This is a genomic window from Sphingomonas sp. (genome assembly GCF_039594485.1).
GTDB lineage: Bacteria > Pseudomonadota > Alphaproteobacteria > Sphingomonadales > Sphingomonadaceae > Sphingomonas.
The window spans coordinates 1-16,423 of record NZ_JBCNNI010000010.1; the positions used below are offsets into that span (position 1 = coordinate 1).

Sequence of the window (16,423 nt, forward strand, 5' to 3'; positions counted from 1 at the left end):
CTGGTGGGCCTGGCTGTCCGTGACCTATGCAGGCGTGCCGATCGTACAGTCGACCATCTCGCCCAAGTCGAGCAGCGGCGATCAATGGACGACGATCGGTGGTCAGTCGCTGCGCGAGTCGTCACCCGCGATCCTGGGCTTGGTCAACGCGTGGATCATGACGAGGCCTGCGCCGCTCGCCCAGGTCATCGACGTGGCGGCGACCCAGCGGGCGGCCGACGACGGGTCGGGCGTTCCGAAGCTCATTGTTCCGCCTTACAGCGCGACGGGCGGCGGGACGCTGGCATCGGCGCTTACCACCTCGACCAGCGCCACCAATACAGGCGCGGTCCTGACCGGCTCCACCGCGCCGCAGGTTGGCGAATATCTGGTGATCGAGCCCGGCACGACGAATGTCGAGACGATCTATCTTCGCTCGGTCGTCGACAATGGCGATGGGACGTGGACCGTCAAAGGGCTGGGCACGTCGCAGGGGCTATCGGCCAATTTCTCCAAGGCTCACGCGGCGGGCGTGACCACCCGGACTTCCTACACGACGGATGGCTTGCACCCGGCGATGGCAATGCACTTGCTCATGGCCGAGCCGGTCAAGGCGGCGAAGACCGGTGCCTATCTGAAGTCCGCCACTTTGGTCCCCTAGCGCAGCTGGAGTGCTCTAGGTTCTCTTGTCCCAGACTCTAGAAAGTTTTGTCCCGCTACAGGCGGCCTTGTCGGAACACCCCTCCACCCCCATATCCGGGGTCGATTCGGCGCGCCTTTCCTTTTGGCGCCTTTGCGGCTATGGCGGCGCCTCTTCGACAGACCCAATAACACGACGAACCGAGGTATTTTTTGGCCAAGGAAGAACTGCTCGAGATGCGCGGCCGCGTGGTGGAACTCCTCCCCAATGCGATGTTCCGCGTCCAGCTCGAGAATGATCACGAGATCCTGGGGCACACGGCGGGCAAGATGCGCAAGAACCGCATCCGCGTGCTGGTCGGCGACGAGGTGCTCGTCGAACTGACGCCGTATGACCTGACCAAGGGCCGGATCACCTACCGCTTCAAGTGAGCGAACGGCCCCCCATGCCGCTCGTCCTTGCATCCTCCTCGCCGCGCCGCCGCGATCTGCTGGCGCGGTTGGGAGTCGTGCCCGATCGCACGGCCTCGCCCGATATCGACGAAGCGCCCCGCCCCGCCGAGCTTCCCCGTGCCTATGCGCTCCGTCTGGCGATGGAAAAGGCGCAGGCCATCCCGCGTGCCGAGGGCGAGATCATCGTCGCGGGCGACACGACCATCGCGGTCGGCCGCCGCATCCTGCCCCCCGCCGATACGCAGGATATCCAGCGCAAGCTGCTGCGCCTGCTTTCCGGGCGGCGCCATCATGCCCTGTCGGCGGTGTGCGTCATCGACGCGGGCGGCAAGGCACGCACCCGGCTGGCCGACACCATCGTCGCGTTCAAGCCGCTCTCCGAGGACGAGATCGACGGCTATATCGCGTGCGGCGAAGGGCTGGGCAAAGCCGGTGGCTACGCCATCCAGGGCCGCGCCGAGGCATTCGTCCGCTTCCTCCAGGGCAGCCATTCGGGCGTGATCGGCCTGCCGCTGTTCGAGACTCGGGCGCTGTTGAAGGCCGCCGGGCTGCCACTTGTCTGAATGGCTCTATGAGGCCGGGATCGGCGAGGCGCGCGCCGCGCTGGTCGAGGATGGCCGGATCGTCGAGGCCGCGATCGAGCTGACCGGCACGCTGACCGTCGGTACGGTGGCGCAAGGTCGGCTGGTCGAACTGCTCCCGGGTCGGCAGGGGCGGGTGACCCTGGAAGAGGGTCGCGACGTGCTGCTCGCGCCGGTTCCCAAGGGGATGACGCAAGGAGCGGCGCTGACCGTCATCGTAACGCGCGAAGCGATCCCCGAGCGGGGCCGCTCCAAGCTTCCCAAGGCGCAGGTCGCGCCCGAGGGAGCAGCGCCGGCCCCAGGCCCCGATCTCCACGCCCGTATCGCCGCCGCCGGCCTCCCCGTCCGCGCGTTGCAACCGCATCAGCCGGACGATCTGGAGGCGGCGGGCTGGTCCGAACTGCTCGACGAAGCCGTGACGGGCGAGATCGGCTTCGGCCCCGGCGTGTTGCGGATGACGCCCACCCCGGCGATGACCCTGTTCGACGTGGACGGCGCCGCGCCGCCCGAAACGCTGGCGATCGCCGCCGCGCGCGCGGTCGCCGAGGCGATCCTGCGCCACGGCATCGGCGGATCGATCGGGATCGACTTCCCGACGATCGAGGGGAAGGGCCCGCGCCAGGCGGTGGCCGAGGCGCTGGATGCCGCGCTCCCGCTCCCCTTCGAGCGGACGGCGGTCAACGGCTTTGGCTTTCTCCAGATCGTGCGTCCGCGTCCCCGCGCGTCGATCCCCGAACGGCTCGGCATCGACCCCATCGGCGCCCGCGCCCGCGCGCTGCTGCGCCAATGGGAGCGCGAGCCACCGGGGTCGTCCCCCGTGCATAGGCTGTCCGGCTCCCTCTATGATCGATTGATGGCGAATCCCGACTGGCGCGAGGAATGCGCGCGCCGCACCGGCCGCCCGCTGCAACTGGAACGAGCGTCATGACCAATTGCCCCATCTGCGACAAGCCGAGCGCCGCCGATCACACCCCCTTCTGCTCGCGCGGATGCAAGGACCGCGACCTTCTGCAATGGCTGGGCGAGGGTTATCGCATTCCGGTCAAGGAAAATGAGGAAGAGGGGGTGGACAGGATCGAAAACCACCCCTAAAGGCACGCCTCCAATCGCAATCGCGGTGTGGGCCCAAGTAGCTCAGTTGGTAGAGCATGCGACTGAAAATCGCAGTGTCGGTGGTTCGATCCCGCCCTTGGGCACCATTTTTCCCTGACATATATGGTGTTTTCGCGGTTCGCTGATTGGCGAAGCGATTTCCCGTCGCCTTCCCATCACGGATAGCTGACGGTCTTCGGAATCTCTGGAATCTCGATCCGCTCCACATCGTCGCCCGGCACGGTCGGGAACTCGCGCGCTTTCCAGGCGCGCTTGGCTTCCTCGATCCGCTCGCGGCGGGAGGAGACGAAATTCCACCAGACATGACGGGGCGTGGTGAAGGCATCGCCACCGCACAGCATCACCCGCCCGCCCGATTCCGAGCGCAGCGTCGCGGCGATCCCCGGCTTCAGGATGTAAAGTCGCTGCGGCTCCAGCGTCATGCCCTCCAGGCTCGCCTCGCCCAGCGCGCAATAGACCGCGCGCTCCTCCGCCGAGGCATCGATCGGGATGCTCCCGCCCGGCTCCAGCGCGATATCGGCATAGATGGTGCCCGCATAGGTGGTGGTCGGTGCACGTGCGCCCCATAATTCCCCCATGATGACCCGCGCGGTTGCGCCCTGCCCCTCGATCTCCGGCAAAGCCTCGGCCGCCACATGCTCGAAGGTCGGGTCCATCTCCTCCTGTGCTTCGGGAAGCGCCAGCCAGGTCTGGATGCCCGAGAGCACCGGCCCCTTTGGTCGCGCTTCGCCGGGGGACCGTTCGGAATGGACGATGCCGTGTCCGGCAGTCATCAAATTGACCGCGCCGGGCTCGATCACCACGTCGCTGCCCAGCGAATCGCGGTGCCCGATCGCGCCGTCGAACAGATAGGTGACGGTGGCGAGGTTGATATGCGGATGCGGCCGTACGTCGATCCCCGCGCCGGGCGCAAGCTGCGCCGGGCCCATCTGGTCAAAGAAGATGAAGGGGCCGACCATCGTCCGCTCCTTGTTGGGAAGCGTCCGGTGCACCTTGAACCCGCCCAGATCGTGGCTGGAGGGCTGCAGCGTGCGCAGCAGGAAATCGTCAAACATCCCTTTGCTCCATGGGGGTCGGCTCCGTGGCGTCGAGCAGCGCGATCAGATCGGTCGGGAAATAGGGTTCGGTATGGGCGGCAAGCTCTTCGCGGCTGAACCAGCGCCAGCTCTGCATGACCCGCTGTTCGAGCGCGGTGTGGCCCGCCCCCGTCACCTCATGCCCCTCGACATCGACGCGGAAATAGCGTTCGTCGGCCTCGACCTCGACACCCTCTATGGTGCGGAACTCGACCTGTCGCCGCGCCACCTGCGGCCCGCAATCGCGGTCGAGGCCGGTTTCCTCCCACAATTCGCGCCGCGCGGCATCCTCATAGCTCTCGCCCGGATCGACCGCGCCGCCGGGCGTGCACCAGAAGGGCGGACGATCATCGGGGGTGAAGCGGAACATCAGCGCCCGCCCACCCGCATCGACCAGCAGGATGCGCGCGGCGGGACGGGGTTGGCGGATCATGCGGCCTCCAGCGTCAGCCGGACGAACGCGCCGCGTCCCGGCAGGCCGGGCCAGTACCACAGGTCATAGGCCATTCGCTTACTCCTCGGGCGCCTTCGCGCTGATCGCCAGCGCGTGGATACGCTCCGACAACAGATCGGCAAGCGCGCGGTTCACCATGCGCTGGCGCGCGACCCGCGACTGGCCCGCGAAAAGCGGCGATTCGACAATCACGCGGAAATGGCTCTCGCCCGTGCCATCATCGCCCAGATGGCCGCTATGCAGCGCGCTTTCGTTGATGACGTCGAGATGGGTCGGCTGGAGCGCCTGGGTCAGACGGGCAGTGATCTGATCGGCGACAGGGGCGGTGGTGATATCGGTCATGCCCCCTATATAGACGGTTTTTCGGGACAAGCGGATAGCAGTGACGCGTCGGTCGAGCAGCGATACCCCCAGGGACAAACCCGGTGCGCGTTTTCACGGCCGGGTCGAGAATAGCGGTCGCGCCTGCGATCATGCCGGTTGCGCGCAGGCGGGCGAGTTCCGTGCGCCGCCGGCCGAAGGAACGCGCGGCGGCGATGGGCCGGGCCAGTTCCGCTGGTTCTGCCTGGAGCATGTCCGCGCGTTCAACAGCCGCTATAATTTCTTCGAGGGCATGAGCGCGGACGAGATCCACCGCGCACAACGCCCCTATTCGGGCTGGGAACGCGAGACACGGGCCTTTGCGCAAGGGGGCACCGATCCGGGGCCGCGCTGGGCGGATTTCTCCGACCCGCTCGACGCGATCGCCGCACGCTACCGCCGCGAGACCGCCCCCGAACGCAGCGACGGCAAGCCCCTGTCGGGGCAGGACCGGGAAAGCCTGAAGGTGCTGGGGCTGGAGGCGAACGCGGATCGCAGCGCGCTGCGGCGGCGCTATAGCGAGCTGGTCCGCCGCTATCACCCCGACCGCAATGGCGGCGATCGCAGCCACGAAGGGCGACTGCAAAAGGTGATCGCGGCGTATCAGCAGTTGCGACAGGCCCCGGCCTTCGCCTGAGCGGGGAATGACCGCACCATCCCGGCGAAAGGCCGGAGCGATCGCCCCGCAATCGCCACTCGGCCAACTTCGTGCGATCCTTGCCATTGAGTAGGGAGCCGCGCTTGGCCTAAGGCGTTGAGCGACGAGACGAGGGCCTGATGACCAACATCCCGAATACGCTTCCCGACAGCCGCGATACGACGATCCTCGACGCACCCGACAAGATGGTGTCGGTGCGCGACGTGTTCGGCATCGATACCGACATGGAGGTGCCCGCCTTCTCGCAAGCCGATGAGCGCGTGCCCGATCTCGATCCCGCCTATGTGTTCGATCCCGACACGACGCTGGCGATCCTGGCCGGTTTCGCGCACAACCGCCGCGTGATGGTGCAGGGTTATCACGGCACCGGCAAGTCGAGCCATATCGAACAGGTTGCCGCGCGCCTGAACTGGCCGTGCATCCGCATCAACCTGGACGCGCATATCAGCCGTATCGACCTGATCGGCCGCGACGCCATCGTCCTGAAGGACGGGCAGCAGGTGACCGAGTTCCGCGAGGGCCTGCTCCCCTGGGCGCTCCAGACGCCGACCGCGCTCGTCTTCGACGAATATGATGCCGGCCGCCCCGATGTGATGTTCGTGATCCAGCGCGTGCTGGAGACCGAGGGCAAGCTGACCCTGCTCGACCAGAACCGGGTGATCCGCCCCAACAAGTGGTTCCGCCTGTTCGCCACCGCCAACACGGTAGGCCTGGGCGACACCAGCGGCCTGTATCACGGGACGCAGCAGATCAACCAGGGCCAGATGGACCGCTGGAACATCGTGGTCACGCTCAACTATCTGCCCGCCGCCACCGAGGCGCAGATCGTGCTCGCCAAGTCCGGCGAATATGACAAGCCCGAGGGCAAGCAGCTGGTCGAGAACATGGTCCGCGTCGCCGACATGACCCGCAAGGGCTTCATCAACGGCGACATCTCGACCGTGATGAGCCCGCGCACCGTCATCACCTGGGCGCAGAACACGCTGATCTTCGGCGATCCGGGCTTTGCCTTCCGCCTGTCCTTCCTCAACAAGTGCGACGAGAATGAGCGCGCGCTGGTCGCGGAATATTATCAGCGCGTGTTCGGCAAGGACCTGCCTGAAAGCGTCGTCGGCCGGGCCTGACCTCCGTTGGCGAACGACACCCCTCTCGACCGGTTCAAGGCGGTCCTCGGCGGCACCGCGCGCACCATCGCGCAGGAGCCGGAGGTGGAGCTTGCCTTCACCGCCGATGCGCCGACGCAATCGGGCAAGCATATCCGCGTGCCCATGCCCGGCCGCGCGCTGCCCGCCGATCAGGTGGCGGAGGCGCGCGGATTCGCCGACGCCTTCGCGCTGCGGCTGAAGCTGCACGACACCGCGCTCCATGCGAAGGCCGCGCCGGTCGAGGCGGTGGCGCGCGCGGTCTATGATGCGGTGGAGACGGCGCGGATCGAGGCGCTGGGTGCGCGCGGCTATGTCGGGATCGGCGAGAATCTGGCGCGGGCGCTCGACGTACGGCTGCGCACCGATCCGATGACGCGGGCGCGCAACCGGGACGAGGTGCCGCTATCGACCGCGCTCGGGCTGTTGCTGCGCGAGCGGATGACGGGCCGCCCCTCCCCCGCCGAAGCCGCACCCGCCTTGGCGCTGGTCCGCGACTGGCTGGAGGGGGCGACCGATCTCGATGCGCTGGCGGGCGCGATGGACGATCAGAAGGCGTTCCAGACGCTCGCCGCGCGGATGCTCGCCGATCTCGAACTGGCCGAGCCCCCTGCCGAGCCCGAAGAGGCCGATGACGGCGGCAATGAGGAAGAGGGTGAGGACCAGCAGAACGAGGACGAAAGCGACGAGGACAACGACGAGCAGGGCCAGGGCGAAGGCGAGGTCGAGGCGCGATCGGAGAAGCGCGACTCGGACAGCGAGGATGGCGAGTCGCAGGACCAGAGCCAGGACTCCTTCGACGATCTCGACGGCGATCCCGGCGACGAGGGTGACGAGGGCAGCCAGCCGACCCGCCCCAACCGCCCACTGGTCGATCCGAGCGCCCAGTTCGACTATAAGCCCTGGACCACCCAGTATGACGAGGTGATCGCGGCGGGCGAATTGTGCGATGCGGACGAACTGGCGCGGCTTCGCGGCTATCTCGACCAGCAGCTCGCGCATCTGCAATCGGCGGTGTCGAAGCTCGCCAACCGCCTGCAACGCCGGTTGATGGCGCAACAGTCGCGGTCCTGGGACTTCGACCAGGAAGAGGGGATCCTCGACGCCGCACGGCTCGCCCGCGTGGTGGTGAACCCCGGCCAGTCGCTGTCCTACAAGATCGAACGCGACACCGATTTCCGCGACACCGTCGTCACTTTGCTGATCGACAATTCCGGGTCGATGCGCGGGCGGCCGATCGGCATCGCCGCCATCTCCGCCGACATCCTGGCGCGCACGCTGGAGCGGTGCGGGGTGAAGACCGAAATCCTGGGCTTCACCACCCGCGCCTGGAAGGGCGGGCAGAGCCGCGAAACCTGGCTCGCCGCCGGGCGTCCGCCGCAACCTGGGCGACTGAACGACATCCGCCACATCGTCTACAAACAGGCCGACGAGCCCTGGCGGCGCGCGCGCAACAATCTCGGCCTGATGATGCGCGAAGGGCTGCTGAAGGAGAATATCGACGGCGAGGCGCTGATGTGGGCGCATAGTCGTCTGGTCGCGCGGCCCGAGGAGCGGCGCATCCTGATGGTCATCTCCGATGGCGCGCCGGTGGACGACTCGACCCTGTCGGTCAATTCGGGCAGCTATCTGGAACGGCATCTGCGCCAGGTGATCGGCTGGATCGAGACCAAGAGCCCCGTGGAGCTGGTCGCGATCGGCATCGGCCATGACGTCACCCGCTATTATGCCCGCGCGGTGACGATCATGGACGCCGAGCAACTGGGCGGTACGATCATCGAGCAATTGGCCAGCCTGTTCGACACCGAATGAGCCGGATCGAGGCCCCGGCGGAGGGTTTTGTCGGCCCGGTGAAACGATCGATCACGATCGCGGGACACCAGACCTCGATCAGCCTCGAGCCGGTATTCTGGACCGCGCTGGAGGATGCGGCGGTGGCGCACGGCCTGCCATTGTCGGCGCTGGTGGCGGAGATCGACGCGCTGCGCATCGTCGTCGTCGATCCGCCCAACTTGGCGAGCGCGATCCGGTCGTGGCTTTTCCTGCGGCGGTGATTCCGGTTCGCCCGGAAAACGGGGACGCCATCCCGCCAGATTGACGCCATCGTCCCGCTACGGCAGGGCGCACCGTCTCTGTCGGAATGTGGGATGGCCGGAATCGCCCTTCGCTCGATCGGTTTGCGCGTGCATCGCTGGCTGGCGCTGACGATGGGCTGGCTGCTGATCGCGGTCGCGCTGTCGGGCGTGGCATTGGTCTGGAGCGGTCCGATCGACCGCATCACCCACCCCGCCCGCTACCGGATCAGCGGCGAGACGCGGATCGCCGCCCAGGATTATGCGACCGCCGCGCGACAGGCGATGCGCCCCGGCGAGCGGATCGCGGGCCTGTCGATGCAGGACGGATCGCGGCCGGTGATCGTGACGCTGCAACGGACCGACGGGCAGGCCCGGATGCTGTTCCTCGATCCGCCGACGGGCCGCATGCTGGCCTATGGCGCGCGCGATCGCGGCGTGGTGCCGGGGCTGCGAGCGCTGCATGACGCGCTGCTGATCCCCGGCATCGGGCACGTGCTGGTCGGCATGGTCGGGATCGCGGCCTGTCTGTCCGCCATCACCGGCCTCGGGCTCTGGGCAGTGCGCGACCGATCCCAGCGGCGCGCCAAGGCCAAGGAGCGATCCCGTGCGATGCATCGCCGCCTGGCGCCATGGGCCATGATCCCGCTGATCCTCTTCGCGGCTAGCGGTGTCGCGCTCGCCTTTCCATCCGGGCTCGCTCTGCTGATCGGCGCGGACGCGGCCCGCAGTCCCCACCCCGTCGCGCCGCCGCTCGCGCGGCCCGCGCTGTCGGTCGCGCGGGTGGTGGCGGGCGCACGAGCCTGGCCCCATGGTCGGTTGACGCAGATCGACTGGCCGACCGAGCGATCCCCCGACTGGACCCTGCATTTCGCCGGACCGACGGCGCCCGCGATCAAGGTCGCCGACGACAGCGGGTCCGCCATCGCCGCCCCGGCAAGGGGGGAGCCGATCGCGCGCTTCTGGGCCTATCGCTGGCACAGCGGCGCGGGCCTGTCATGGATATGGCGGCTTTTCGCGACCGCTTCGGGCCTGCTGATCGCGCTGCTCGCCACCAGCGGCCTGATCGGCTGGGCGAGGAGGCGTTAGAGCCGGTTTGAAGCGACGGGGAAGGCCCGTTTTGCGGGCGCCCTATCCGACGGCGCGCTTTCGCGGATTTTCGAACGAAGCTTCAGACCCGCTCGGGCGCGAGCAGGTCGGTCGCGTCCAGTCCCAGCAGCTCGATATGGTCACGGATGCGCGGCCATTGCACCGCCAGGAAGCTGCTCCGCTCGGCGGCGCGCAGGCGATCGGCGGCCCCCGGCATCACGAACATGCCGACCCCGCGCCGCACCTCGACATAACCATCGTCCTGAAAGCTCTGATAGGCCTTGGCGACCGTCAGCGGGTTGGCCCCCTGTTCGGCGGCGAGCGCCCGGACCGAGGGAAGCTGGTCCCCGGTCCGATAGGTGCCGTTGAGAATCCCCGTCGCGATCGTCCCGCGCAGGCGGATGTAAACCGGGCTGTCGTCACCGCTAAGAGCTGTCATGCCGAATTAATACAGCGGGCGACACGAAAAGTCGAGGGGGCCGATCCGATATCGTTTGCGGCCACGCCGCCCGGTCATGCCTCGGGCCCGCTCCAGGTTGACACGATCCGCGCCATGTCGGGGCGGGGCCGCTCGTCGAGCGGGCGGCCGGGCGTGCCCAGGAAGACGAAGCCGACGATGCGCTCGGGCGCCGCGCCAAAGGCATCGCGCACCGCGTCGGAAAAGGCCGGCCAGCCGGTCAGCCAGCCCCCGGCATAGCCCATGGCATGGGCGGCATGGAGCAGGTTCATGCACGCCGCGCCCGCCGACAATTCCTGCTCCCATAACGGAATATGGCTGTCGATCCTGGGACTGGACAGGACAGTGACGAGGCCCGGAGCCTGATGCGCGAACTGTTCCAGCGCGGTGATCTCGGTCGCGCTCGCCTGGGGGCGTTCGGCCCGATAGGCGGTGGTGATGACGTCGGCCAGCGTCCCGCGCGCTTCGATGGGGACGATCACGAAACGCCAGGGGGCGAGCTTGCCATGGTCGGGCGTGCGCGCGGCGATCGCCAGCATCTCCGCCAGTTCGCGCTCGTCCGGTCCCGGCGCGATCAGGTCGCGCGGCTTGCCCGATCGGCGGGTCGCAAGCAGCGTCAGCGGGGTCGAGCGGTCGTTGAAAGCCATGTCGGTCATGGCATCGATCCTTACGTCGTCGCGCATGATATTTACAGTCGCGGCTTTGGCGTTAGGTTACTGAACCATTACGCCCCCGCCTGCGCCCCCTGGCGCAGCGGGGGCGATTCCGATGGAGTAAACGCCGGCATGGCGACTGCGTATGAGGCCGCTGCACGCGGCAAGACGGTTTTGGGGCATCCCCGAGGCCTGTTCCTGTTGTTCTTCACCGAGATGTGGGAGCGTTTTTCCTTCTACGGAATGCGCGCCATCCTGGTCTTCTACCTGACCAAGCACTTCCTGTTCACCGACGAACCGGCCTTCGGCATCTATGCCGCCTATATGTCGCTGGTCTATTTCACGCCGGTGATCGGGGGCTATCTGGCCGATCGCTATCTGGGGGCGAGACGCGCGGTACTAGCGGGTGGTCTGTTCATCGCCTTCGGCCATCTGCTGATCGCCGCGCTTGAGGGGCCGCAGGGCGCGCAGGGCGTCTATCTGGAGGGCTTCTATCTGGCGCTGGCCGCGATCGTCATCGGCACCGGCTTCCTGAAGGCCAACATCTCGGTGCTGGTGGGACAGCTTTATGCGCGCGACGATATGCGGCGCGATCCCGCCTTCTCGATCTTCTACATGGGGATCAACGGCGGCGGCGCATTGGGGCCGATCGTCTGCGGCGTACTGGGCGAGATGGTGGGCTGGGCCTATGGCTTCGGCGCGGCGGGCGTGGGCATGTTGCTGGGCCTCGTCGCCTTCATCGCGCTCAAGCGCGAACTGCATGGCGCGGGTGAAGCGCCATCCCTGCCCCTGCTGCGCGCGCCGGTCGTGGCCGGTCTGTCGCGCGAATGGCTGATCTATCTGGGCGCGATCGTCGCGACGCTGGTGACGTGGCAGTTGATCCGGCATCAGGATGCGGTCGGCACGCTGCTGATCGCGTTCAGCATCGGCACGATCGGCTTCATCCTGTGGCGCGCGGTGTTCACCCTGCCCCGGGTCGATCGCGACCGCATTCTGGCCGCGCTGTTCCTGATCGCCCTCTGTCCCCTCTTCTGGGCCTTGTTCGAACAAGCGGGCTCCTCGCTCAACGTCTATGCCGATCGCATGGTCGACCGCAGCCTGCTGGGTTGGGTCATTCCGGCTTCGGCCTTCCAGTCGGTCAATTCGATCTTCATCATCCTGCTGGCGCCGCTGTTCGCCGCGCTCTGGACCTTCCTGGGCAAGCGCGGGCTGGAGCCGAGCGCGCCATTCAAGTTCGGCATCGGCCTGGTCGGCGTGGGCGCGGGCTTTCTGGTGCTGATCGCGGGCGCCGCCGCCTATGCGGGGGCGCCGACGCCGATGATCTTCGTGATCCTCATCTATCTGTTCCATACCATGGCCGAACTCTGCTTCTCGCCCGTCGGCCTGGCGGCGATGACGCGGCTGTCGCTGCCAAGCATGACCGGGCTGATGATGGGCACCTGGTTCCTGGCGACGGCGGCGGGCAATTTCATCGCAGGACTGATCGCGCAGGCGACCGGAGGCGAGAGCGCGGGGCCGGAAAAGGTGCTCGACGTCTATATGCGGATCGGCTGGTTCTCGATCGGGATCGGCGTGGCCGTCCTGATCGTCTCGCCCTTCATCGCCAGGCTGATGCATCTCGACCTGCTCAAGGCCGAAGGAGCACTGGCGGGGGACAAGGAACTGGCCGAACCGGCGGCGGCGGGCATCGACACCCGGCTGGAGCAGAAGCCGCTTTAAGCGAAGCAGGCGGTCGGGATTTGATGACCGACCGCCGTTCATGCCGCGTGGAGGTGGGATGCCGGGCTCAGAGCCGCGTCATCGCCATCGCCCGCTCGCCATAGCGAGGCCCCGCCGTACCGCCGCGTGGCGAGGCCTCGTCCAGCCTGGCCAGTTCCTCCGCCGACAAATCCAGCGCCGCCGCCTTCATCGAATCCTCCAGCGTCGCGCGCCGCTTGGAACCCGGGATCGGCACGATGTCGTCGCCTTGCGCCAGCAACCAGGCCAGCGCGACCTGCGCCGCACTGGCATCATGCGCGGCGGCGATCGCCTTCACCACCTCCACGACCTTCAGATTCCGGTCGAAATTCTCCTCGGAATAGCGCGGGTCGTTGCGGCGATAATCGCCCTCCGGTAAATCCTCGCGCCGGGTGATCTGCCCGGTCAGGAAGCCGCGCCCCAGCGGGCTGTACGGCACAAAGCCGATACCCAGTTCGCGGACCACCGGCAGGATGTCGGCCTCGACATCGCGCTCCCACAGCGAATATTCGGACTGGACCGCCGCGATCGGATGAACGGCGGCGGCCCGGCGGATCGTCTCGGCGCTCGCCTCCGACAGGCCCAGCCGCCGGACCTTGCCCTGCTCGACCAGCCGCCCCATCGCGCCGACCGTGTCCTCGATCGGCACATTGGGATCGACCCGGTGCTGATAGAACAGGTCGATCGTCTCGACGCCGAGCCGCCGGAGAGAGCCCTCGCAGGCGCGGCTGACATTGGCGGGGGTGGAATCCACGCCGGTCATCCCGTTGTCGTCATAGCGGAAACCGAATTTGGTCGCGATCACGACCGCGTCGCGCTTGCCCCGAATGGCGCGGCCGACCAGTTCCTCATTGACCAGCGGGCCATAGATTTCGGCGGTGTCGAACAGGGTCACGCCCAGTTCGATCGCCCGGTGGATGGTGGCGATGCTCTCCGCCTCGTCCGCCGCGCCATACATGTTCCTGCCGATGCCCGCCATCGGCATGCAGCCGAGGCCCAGCGCCGAGACCTCGAATTCGGGTCCGAGTGTGCGATACTTCATGGGGTGTCCTCGTCGATCGTGCCGCTCAACCGGGAAACGGTCGCGGTGGCGGCAAGGTCCATGCTGACATTGCCCAGGGTGCGGAAGATGTCCGGTATCGTCTCCACTGCGATGAGCAGCCCCAGGGGCGCGGCGGGCACGCCCAGCGCGACGCAGACCGGCGCGATCGAGGCGAAGAAGGTGATCTGCGCGGGCAGGCTGGCCGACCCCAGCGAACACAGGATCGCGACCACCACGGCGGCCACGATCGCGGCCGCGCCGGGAACGATCCCGAACCAGTCGGCGATGTAGAGCGACACCGCGACGTTCATCGCGGGCTGGGTCGCGCGGAACATCGCGACCGCCATGGGCAGGACCAGACCGGCGGTCGCGGGGGCGATGCGCAGGGTCTTCGTGCCCTCTATCATCGCGGGCAGGCTGGCGAGCGAGCTTTGGGTCGAGATGGCGACCGCCTGTGCCGGGGCCAGCGCGCGGGCAAAGCGCCCCAGCGGCACCCGCGCCGCCAGCATCGCCACGGCATAGGCCATCAGGATGACGATGACGCCGACGCTCGCGATGATGGTGATATAGTGCGCCAGCGCGCGGAACGCCCCGCCGCCTGCGCCGGCCCCGACGACGAACGCCAGCGCGAACACGCCCAGCGGCGCCAGCCACAGGACCCAGCCGATCAGCACCAGCATCGCGTCGCGGATCGCGGTGAACACGCGCAGCAGCGTGTCGCGCCCCTCCCCCTCGATCCGGGTGATGGCGAAGGCAAAGGCCAGGGTGAACAGGATCAGCGACAGCAGCGCATTGTTGGTGGCGGCGGCGAAGATGTTGGTCGGCACGATCCCGGTGACGAAGTCTGCGATGGGCGGTGGCGCCGTGACCGGCTCGGCATGGCCCAGCGCCCCCTTCAGCGCCGCCGCCGCATCGCGCGGGATCGGCAGCAGGTGCAGCAGCCCCGGCGTGACGATCGCCGACATGGTCCCGGTCAGCGTGACCAGCCCCAGAAAGGTGGCGATCGCGCGGCCCGCGATCCGCCCGGCCTGCACCGCCTGCGCCGTCGCGGCGACCCCGGTGATCAGCAGCGTGACGACCAGCGGGATGACCGTCATCTGCAACCCGTTTAGCCACAAGGTGCCGATCGGCCCCGCGACGGTGGCGATGGCCGCCGCGACGGCGGGCGCGGCGGTCGCCATCCCGACGCCGATCAACAGACCGGCGGCCAGGCACAAAAGAATCAGGGTGGCGCGGGACATGGGCGTTTCTCGCGTATTTTGAGCTTTTGGAAAGGTCGCGCTAAAGGGTGGCACGACCCGTTTGTTCCACTTCCTCTTAATCCGGCAGGGACTTGGCCGCATGGCAAGAAAATATTTCGGCACCGATGGCATTCGCGGCGCGACCAACGGCGCGGTGATGACGGCCGAGATGGCGATGAAGGTCGGCATGGCGGCGGGCGCCTATTTCCAGCGCGGCGATCACCGCCACCGCGTGGTGATCGGCAAGGACACCCGCCTGTCGGGCTATATGCTCGAATCGGCGCTGGTGGCGGGCTTCACCAGCGTCGGCATGGACGTGGTGATGCTGGGGCCGCTCCCCACCCCGGCGGTGGCGATGCTGACCCATTCGATGCGGGCCGATATCGGCGTGATGATCTCGGCCAGCCACAATCCCTTCGCCGACAACGGCATCAAGCTGTTCGGCCCCGATGGCTATAAGCTGTCCGACGAGGCCGAGGAATCGATCGAGGCGCTGATCGAACAGAATGTGCCCCTGGTCCCATCAGGCAAGATCGGGCGGGCGCGCCGGGTCGACGACGCCGCCGGCCGCTATATCCACTTCGCCAAGTCGACCTTCCCGCAGGCGCTCCGCCTCGACGGCCTGCGCGTGGTGATCGATTGCGCCAACGGGGCGGCGTACAAGGTCGCCCCCGCCGCCTTGTGGGAACTGGGCGCCGACGTGGTCGCGATCGGCGTGACCCCCAACGGCACCAACATCAACGACGGCGTCGGATCGACTGCGCCGCAGACGCTGGCCGAGACGGTGGTGGCGAGCGGCGCGGACATCGGCATCGCGCTGGACGGCGACGCCGACCGCCTGATCATCGTCGATGAAACCGGCCAGATCGTCGATGGCGACCAGTTGATGGCGATGATCGCCACCAGCTATGCGCGTGAGGGGCGGCTGGCGGGCGGCGGCCTGGTCGCCACCGTCATGTCGAATCTGGGGCTTGAGCGACACCTCGCCGCACAGGGACTGGGCCTGATCCGCACCAAGGTCGGCGACCGCCATGTGCTCGAAGCCATGCGCACGCGCGGCTACAATGTCGGTGGCGAGCAGTCGGGGCACATCATCCTGTCCGACTATGCCCGCACCGGCGACGGCCTGGTCGCCGCGCTGCAGGTGCTGGCCGAACTCAAGCGCGCGGGCGCCCCCGCCAGCGAGGTGCTGCACCGTTTCGATCCGCTGCCCCAGCTTCTCAAGAATGTCCGCTTCGCGGGCGGCAAGCCCCTGGAGCATGAAAAGGTGCAGTCCGTCATCGCCGACGCCGAGGCCGAGCTGGCCGGGCGCGGGCGCCTGGTCATCCGCCCCTCGGGCACCGAGCCGGTCATCCGCGTGATGGCCGAGGGCGAGGACAAGCGCCAGGTGGAGACGCTGGTCGACCGGATCTGCGACGTGGTGCGCGAGGTGGCCGCCTGATGCTGGAGATGCGTCCCGATTGCGAGCGCTGCGGCACGGAACTGCACCCGTCACAGGGTGGTGCCTTCATCTGCTCGCTCGAATCGACCTTCTGCGCCGAATGTGCCGACGAGCTGGACGAGATCTGCCCCGATTGCCGCGGCGAACTGCTCGACCGGCCGACGCGGATGGGCCGGGTGCTGAAGGCCAATCCTGCTTCGACGCGCAGCCGTTTTCGCGGCTGACCTCGACCCCGC

20 protein-coding genes and 1 tRNA gene are annotated in these 16,423 nt (G+C 67.7%); 14 read left to right on the forward strand and 7 right to left on the reverse strand.

Annotated elements, in window-relative coordinates:
• The 6 genes from ABDV78_RS06310 to ABDV78_RS06335 form a co-directional block, all read left to right on the forward strand.
• A partial coding sequence (locus ABDV78_RS06310) for a hypothetical protein (RefSeq protein WP_343526492.1) occupies positions 1 to 640 on the forward strand: 640 nt, incomplete at its 5' end.
• A gap of 191 nt (positions 641 to 831) precedes the next feature.
• A complete protein-coding gene (gene infA, locus ABDV78_RS06315; protein ID WP_007403889.1) occupies positions 832 to 1,050 on the forward strand; it encodes a translation initiation factor IF-1 in 219 nt (72 codons plus the stop codon).
• Between the two features lie 14 nt (positions 1,051 to 1,064).
• A complete protein-coding gene (locus tag ABDV78_RS06320) occupies positions 1,065 to 1,634 on the forward strand; it encodes a nucleoside triphosphate pyrophosphatase (protein ID WP_343526633.1) in 570 nt (189 codons plus the stop codon).
• Positions 1,627 to 2,580: a ribonuclease gene (locus tag ABDV78_RS06325; RefSeq protein WP_343526497.1), complete on the forward strand. Its 954-nt coding sequence runs from the start codon at positions 1,627 to 1,629 to the stop codon at positions 2,578 to 2,580. Before ABDV78_RS06320 ends, ABDV78_RS06325 begins: the two co-directional genes overlap by 8 nt.
• Positions 2,577 to 2,744, forward strand: coding sequence for a DNA gyrase inhibitor YacG (gene yacG, locus ABDV78_RS06330; RefSeq protein ID WP_343526499.1), 168 nt, complete (start codon positions 2,577 to 2,579; stop codon positions 2,742 to 2,744). Before ABDV78_RS06325 ends, yacG begins: the two co-directional genes overlap by 4 nt.
• Before the next feature lie 31 nt (positions 2,745 to 2,775).
• Positions 2,776 to 2,851: transfer RNA gene (locus ABDV78_RS06335), tRNA-Phe, on the forward strand.
• A gap of 69 nt (positions 2,852 to 2,920) precedes the next feature.
• Here ABDV78_RS06335 and ABDV78_RS06340 read toward each other — a convergent pair.
• The 3 genes from ABDV78_RS06340 to ABDV78_RS06350 all read right to left on the reverse strand — a co-directional run bounded on the left by ABDV78_RS06340 (position 2,921) and on the right by ABDV78_RS06350 (position 4,637).
• The gene (locus ABDV78_RS06340) at positions 2,921 to 3,820 is read right to left on the reverse strand and encodes a pirin family protein (RefSeq protein ID WP_343526500.1); all 900 of its coding nucleotides are present in this window, start codon (positions 3,818 to 3,820) and stop codon (positions 2,921 to 2,923) included.
• Positions 3,813 to 4,274, reverse strand: coding sequence for an NUDIX domain-containing protein (locus tag ABDV78_RS06345; RefSeq protein WP_343526501.1), 462 nt, complete (start codon positions 4,272 to 4,274; stop codon positions 3,813 to 3,815). The genes ABDV78_RS06340 and ABDV78_RS06345 overlap by 8 nt, the downstream gene beginning before the upstream one ends.
• A gap of 78 nt (positions 4,275 to 4,352) precedes the next feature.
• Positions 4,353 to 4,637: a BolA family protein gene (locus tag ABDV78_RS06350; RefSeq protein WP_343526502.1), complete on the reverse strand. Its 285-nt coding sequence runs from the start codon at positions 4,635 to 4,637 to the stop codon at positions 4,353 to 4,355.
• A gap of 40 nt (positions 4,638 to 4,677) precedes the next feature.
• Between ABDV78_RS06350 and ABDV78_RS06355 the strand changes: the two genes are divergently transcribed.
• From ABDV78_RS06355 to ABDV78_RS06375, 5 genes are all read left to right on the forward strand, one after another.
• Entirely contained in the window at positions 4,678 to 5,292 is a 615-nt protein-coding gene (locus tag ABDV78_RS06355; RefSeq protein ID WP_343526503.1) for a J domain-containing protein, read from the forward strand.
• A 140-nt stretch (positions 5,293 to 5,432) separates the two neighbouring features.
• A complete protein-coding gene (gene cobS, locus ABDV78_RS06360; RefSeq protein ID WP_343526504.1) occupies positions 5,433 to 6,437 on the forward strand; it encodes a cobaltochelatase subunit CobS in 1,005 nt (334 codons plus the stop codon).
• Between the two features lie 6 nt (positions 6,438 to 6,443).
• Complete coding sequence (cobT, locus tag ABDV78_RS06365; protein ID WP_343526506.1) at positions 6,444 to 8,267, forward strand: cobaltochelatase subunit CobT; 1,824 nt, start codon at positions 6,444 to 6,446, stop codon at positions 8,265 to 8,267.
• Positions 8,264 to 8,509 carry a ribbon-helix-helix domain-containing protein gene (locus tag ABDV78_RS06370; protein ID WP_343526508.1) on the forward strand — a complete coding sequence of 82 codons (246 nt, stop codon included), beginning with the start codon at positions 8,264 to 8,266 and terminating at the stop codon, positions 8,507 to 8,509. Before cobT ends, ABDV78_RS06370 begins: the two co-directional genes overlap by 4 nt.
• Before the next feature lie 93 nt (positions 8,510 to 8,602).
• Positions 8,603 to 9,616, forward strand: coding sequence for a PepSY-associated TM helix domain-containing protein (locus tag ABDV78_RS06375; RefSeq protein ID WP_343526510.1), 1,014 nt, complete (start codon positions 8,603 to 8,605; stop codon positions 9,614 to 9,616).
• Between the two features lie 82 nt (positions 9,617 to 9,698).
• Here the strand turns inward: ABDV78_RS06375 and ABDV78_RS06380 are convergent, their stop codons facing one another.
• Positions 9,699 to 10,055: a GntR family transcriptional regulator gene (locus ABDV78_RS06380; protein ID WP_343526511.1), complete on the reverse strand. Its 357-nt coding sequence runs from the start codon at positions 10,053 to 10,055 to the stop codon at positions 9,699 to 9,701.
• A 74-nt stretch (positions 10,056 to 10,129) separates the two neighbouring features.
• Entirely contained in the window at positions 10,130 to 10,729 is a 600-nt protein-coding gene (locus ABDV78_RS06385) for a nitroreductase (protein WP_343526512.1), read from the reverse strand.
• Between the two features lie 129 nt (positions 10,730 to 10,858).
• Here ABDV78_RS06385 and ABDV78_RS06390 point away from each other — a divergent pair, with 129 nt between their 5' ends.
• Complete coding sequence (locus tag ABDV78_RS06390; protein ID WP_343526513.1) at positions 10,859 to 12,445, forward strand: peptide MFS transporter; 1,587 nt, start codon at positions 10,859 to 10,861, stop codon at positions 12,443 to 12,445.
• Positions 12,446 to 12,512: 67 nt separating this feature from the next.
• Here the strand turns inward: ABDV78_RS06390 and ABDV78_RS06395 are convergent, their stop codons facing one another.
• Entirely contained in the window at positions 12,513 to 13,505 is a 993-nt protein-coding gene (locus tag ABDV78_RS06395) for an aldo/keto reductase (protein WP_343526514.1), read from the reverse strand.
• Positions 13,502 to 14,746 carry a cation:dicarboxylase symporter family transporter gene (locus tag ABDV78_RS06400; protein ID WP_343526515.1) on the reverse strand — a complete coding sequence of 415 codons (1,245 nt, stop codon included), beginning with the start codon at positions 14,744 to 14,746 and terminating at the stop codon, positions 13,502 to 13,504. Before ABDV78_RS06400 ends, ABDV78_RS06395 begins: the two co-directional genes overlap by 4 nt.
• 100 nt (positions 14,747 to 14,846) lie before the next feature.
• Here ABDV78_RS06400 and glmM point away from each other — a divergent pair, with 100 nt between their 5' ends.
• Together glmM and ABDV78_RS06410 are read left to right on the forward strand one after the other, a co-directional pair.
• Positions 14,847 to 16,187: a phosphoglucosamine mutase gene (gene glmM / locus ABDV78_RS06405; RefSeq protein ID WP_343526517.1), complete on the forward strand. Its 1,341-nt coding sequence runs from the start codon at positions 14,847 to 14,849 to the stop codon at positions 16,185 to 16,187.
• A complete protein-coding gene (locus tag ABDV78_RS06410; protein ID WP_343526519.1) occupies positions 16,187 to 16,411 on the forward strand; it encodes a DUF1272 domain-containing protein in 225 nt (74 codons plus the stop codon). The genes glmM and ABDV78_RS06410 overlap by 1 nt, the downstream gene beginning before the upstream one ends.
• Positions 16,412 to 16,423 lie beyond the last annotated feature (12 nt).

What these genes read in the sequence shown, in the direction of transcription:
- ABDV78_RS06400 (WP_343526515.1), bottom strand. Translation starts at nt 14,746, where the DNA reads ATGTCCCGCGCCACCCTGATTCTTTTGTGCCTGGCCGCCGGTCTGTTG.
- ABDV78_RS06340 (WP_343526500.1), bottom strand. Translation starts at nt 3,820, where the DNA reads ATGTTTGACGATTTCCTGCTGCGCACGCTGCAGCCCTCCAGCCACGAT.
- glmM (WP_343526517.1), top strand. Translation starts at nt 14,847, where the DNA reads ATGGCAAGAAAATATTTCGGCACCGATGGCATTCGCGGCGCGACCAAC.
- ABDV78_RS06410 (WP_343526519.1), top strand. Translation starts at nt 16,187, where the DNA reads ATGCTGGAGATGCGTCCCGATTGCGAGCGCTGCGGCACGGAACTGCAC.
- ABDV78_RS06385 (WP_343526512.1), bottom strand. Translation starts at nt 10,729, where the DNA reads ATGACCGACATGGCTTTCAACGACCGCTCGACCCCGCTGACGCTGCTT.
- cobS (WP_343526504.1), top strand. Translation starts at nt 5,433, where the DNA reads ATGACCAACATCCCGAATACGCTTCCCGACAGCCGCGATACGACGATC.
- ABDV78_RS06345 (WP_343526501.1), bottom strand. Translation starts at nt 4,274, where the DNA reads ATGATCCGCCAACCCCGTCCCGCCGCGCGCATCCTGCTGGTCGATGCG.
- ABDV78_RS06350 (WP_343526502.1), bottom strand. Translation starts at nt 4,637, where the DNA reads ATGACCGATATCACCACCGCCCCTGTCGCCGATCAGATCACTGCCCGT.
- ABDV78_RS06395 (WP_343526514.1), bottom strand. Translation starts at nt 13,505, where the DNA reads ATGAAGTATCGCACACTCGGACCCGAATTCGAGGTCTCGGCGCTGGGC.
- ABDV78_RS06380 (WP_343526511.1), bottom strand. Translation starts at nt 10,055, where the DNA reads ATGACAGCTCTTAGCGGTGACGACAGCCCGGTTTACATCCGCCTGCGC.
- ABDV78_RS06390 (WP_343526513.1), top strand. Translation starts at nt 10,859, where the DNA reads ATGGCGACTGCGTATGAGGCCGCTGCACGCGGCAAGACGGTTTTGGGG.
- ABDV78_RS06370 (WP_343526508.1), top strand. Translation starts at nt 8,264, where the DNA reads ATGAGCCGGATCGAGGCCCCGGCGGAGGGTTTTGTCGGCCCGGTGAAA.
- ABDV78_RS06375 (WP_343526510.1), top strand. Translation starts at nt 8,603, where the DNA reads ATGGCCGGAATCGCCCTTCGCTCGATCGGTTTGCGCGTGCATCGCTGG.
- ABDV78_RS06320 (WP_343526633.1), top strand. Translation starts at nt 1,065, where the DNA reads ATGCCGCTCGTCCTTGCATCCTCCTCGCCGCGCCGCCGCGATCTGCTG.
- yacG (WP_343526499.1), top strand. Translation starts at nt 2,577, where the DNA reads ATGACCAATTGCCCCATCTGCGACAAGCCGAGCGCCGCCGATCACACC.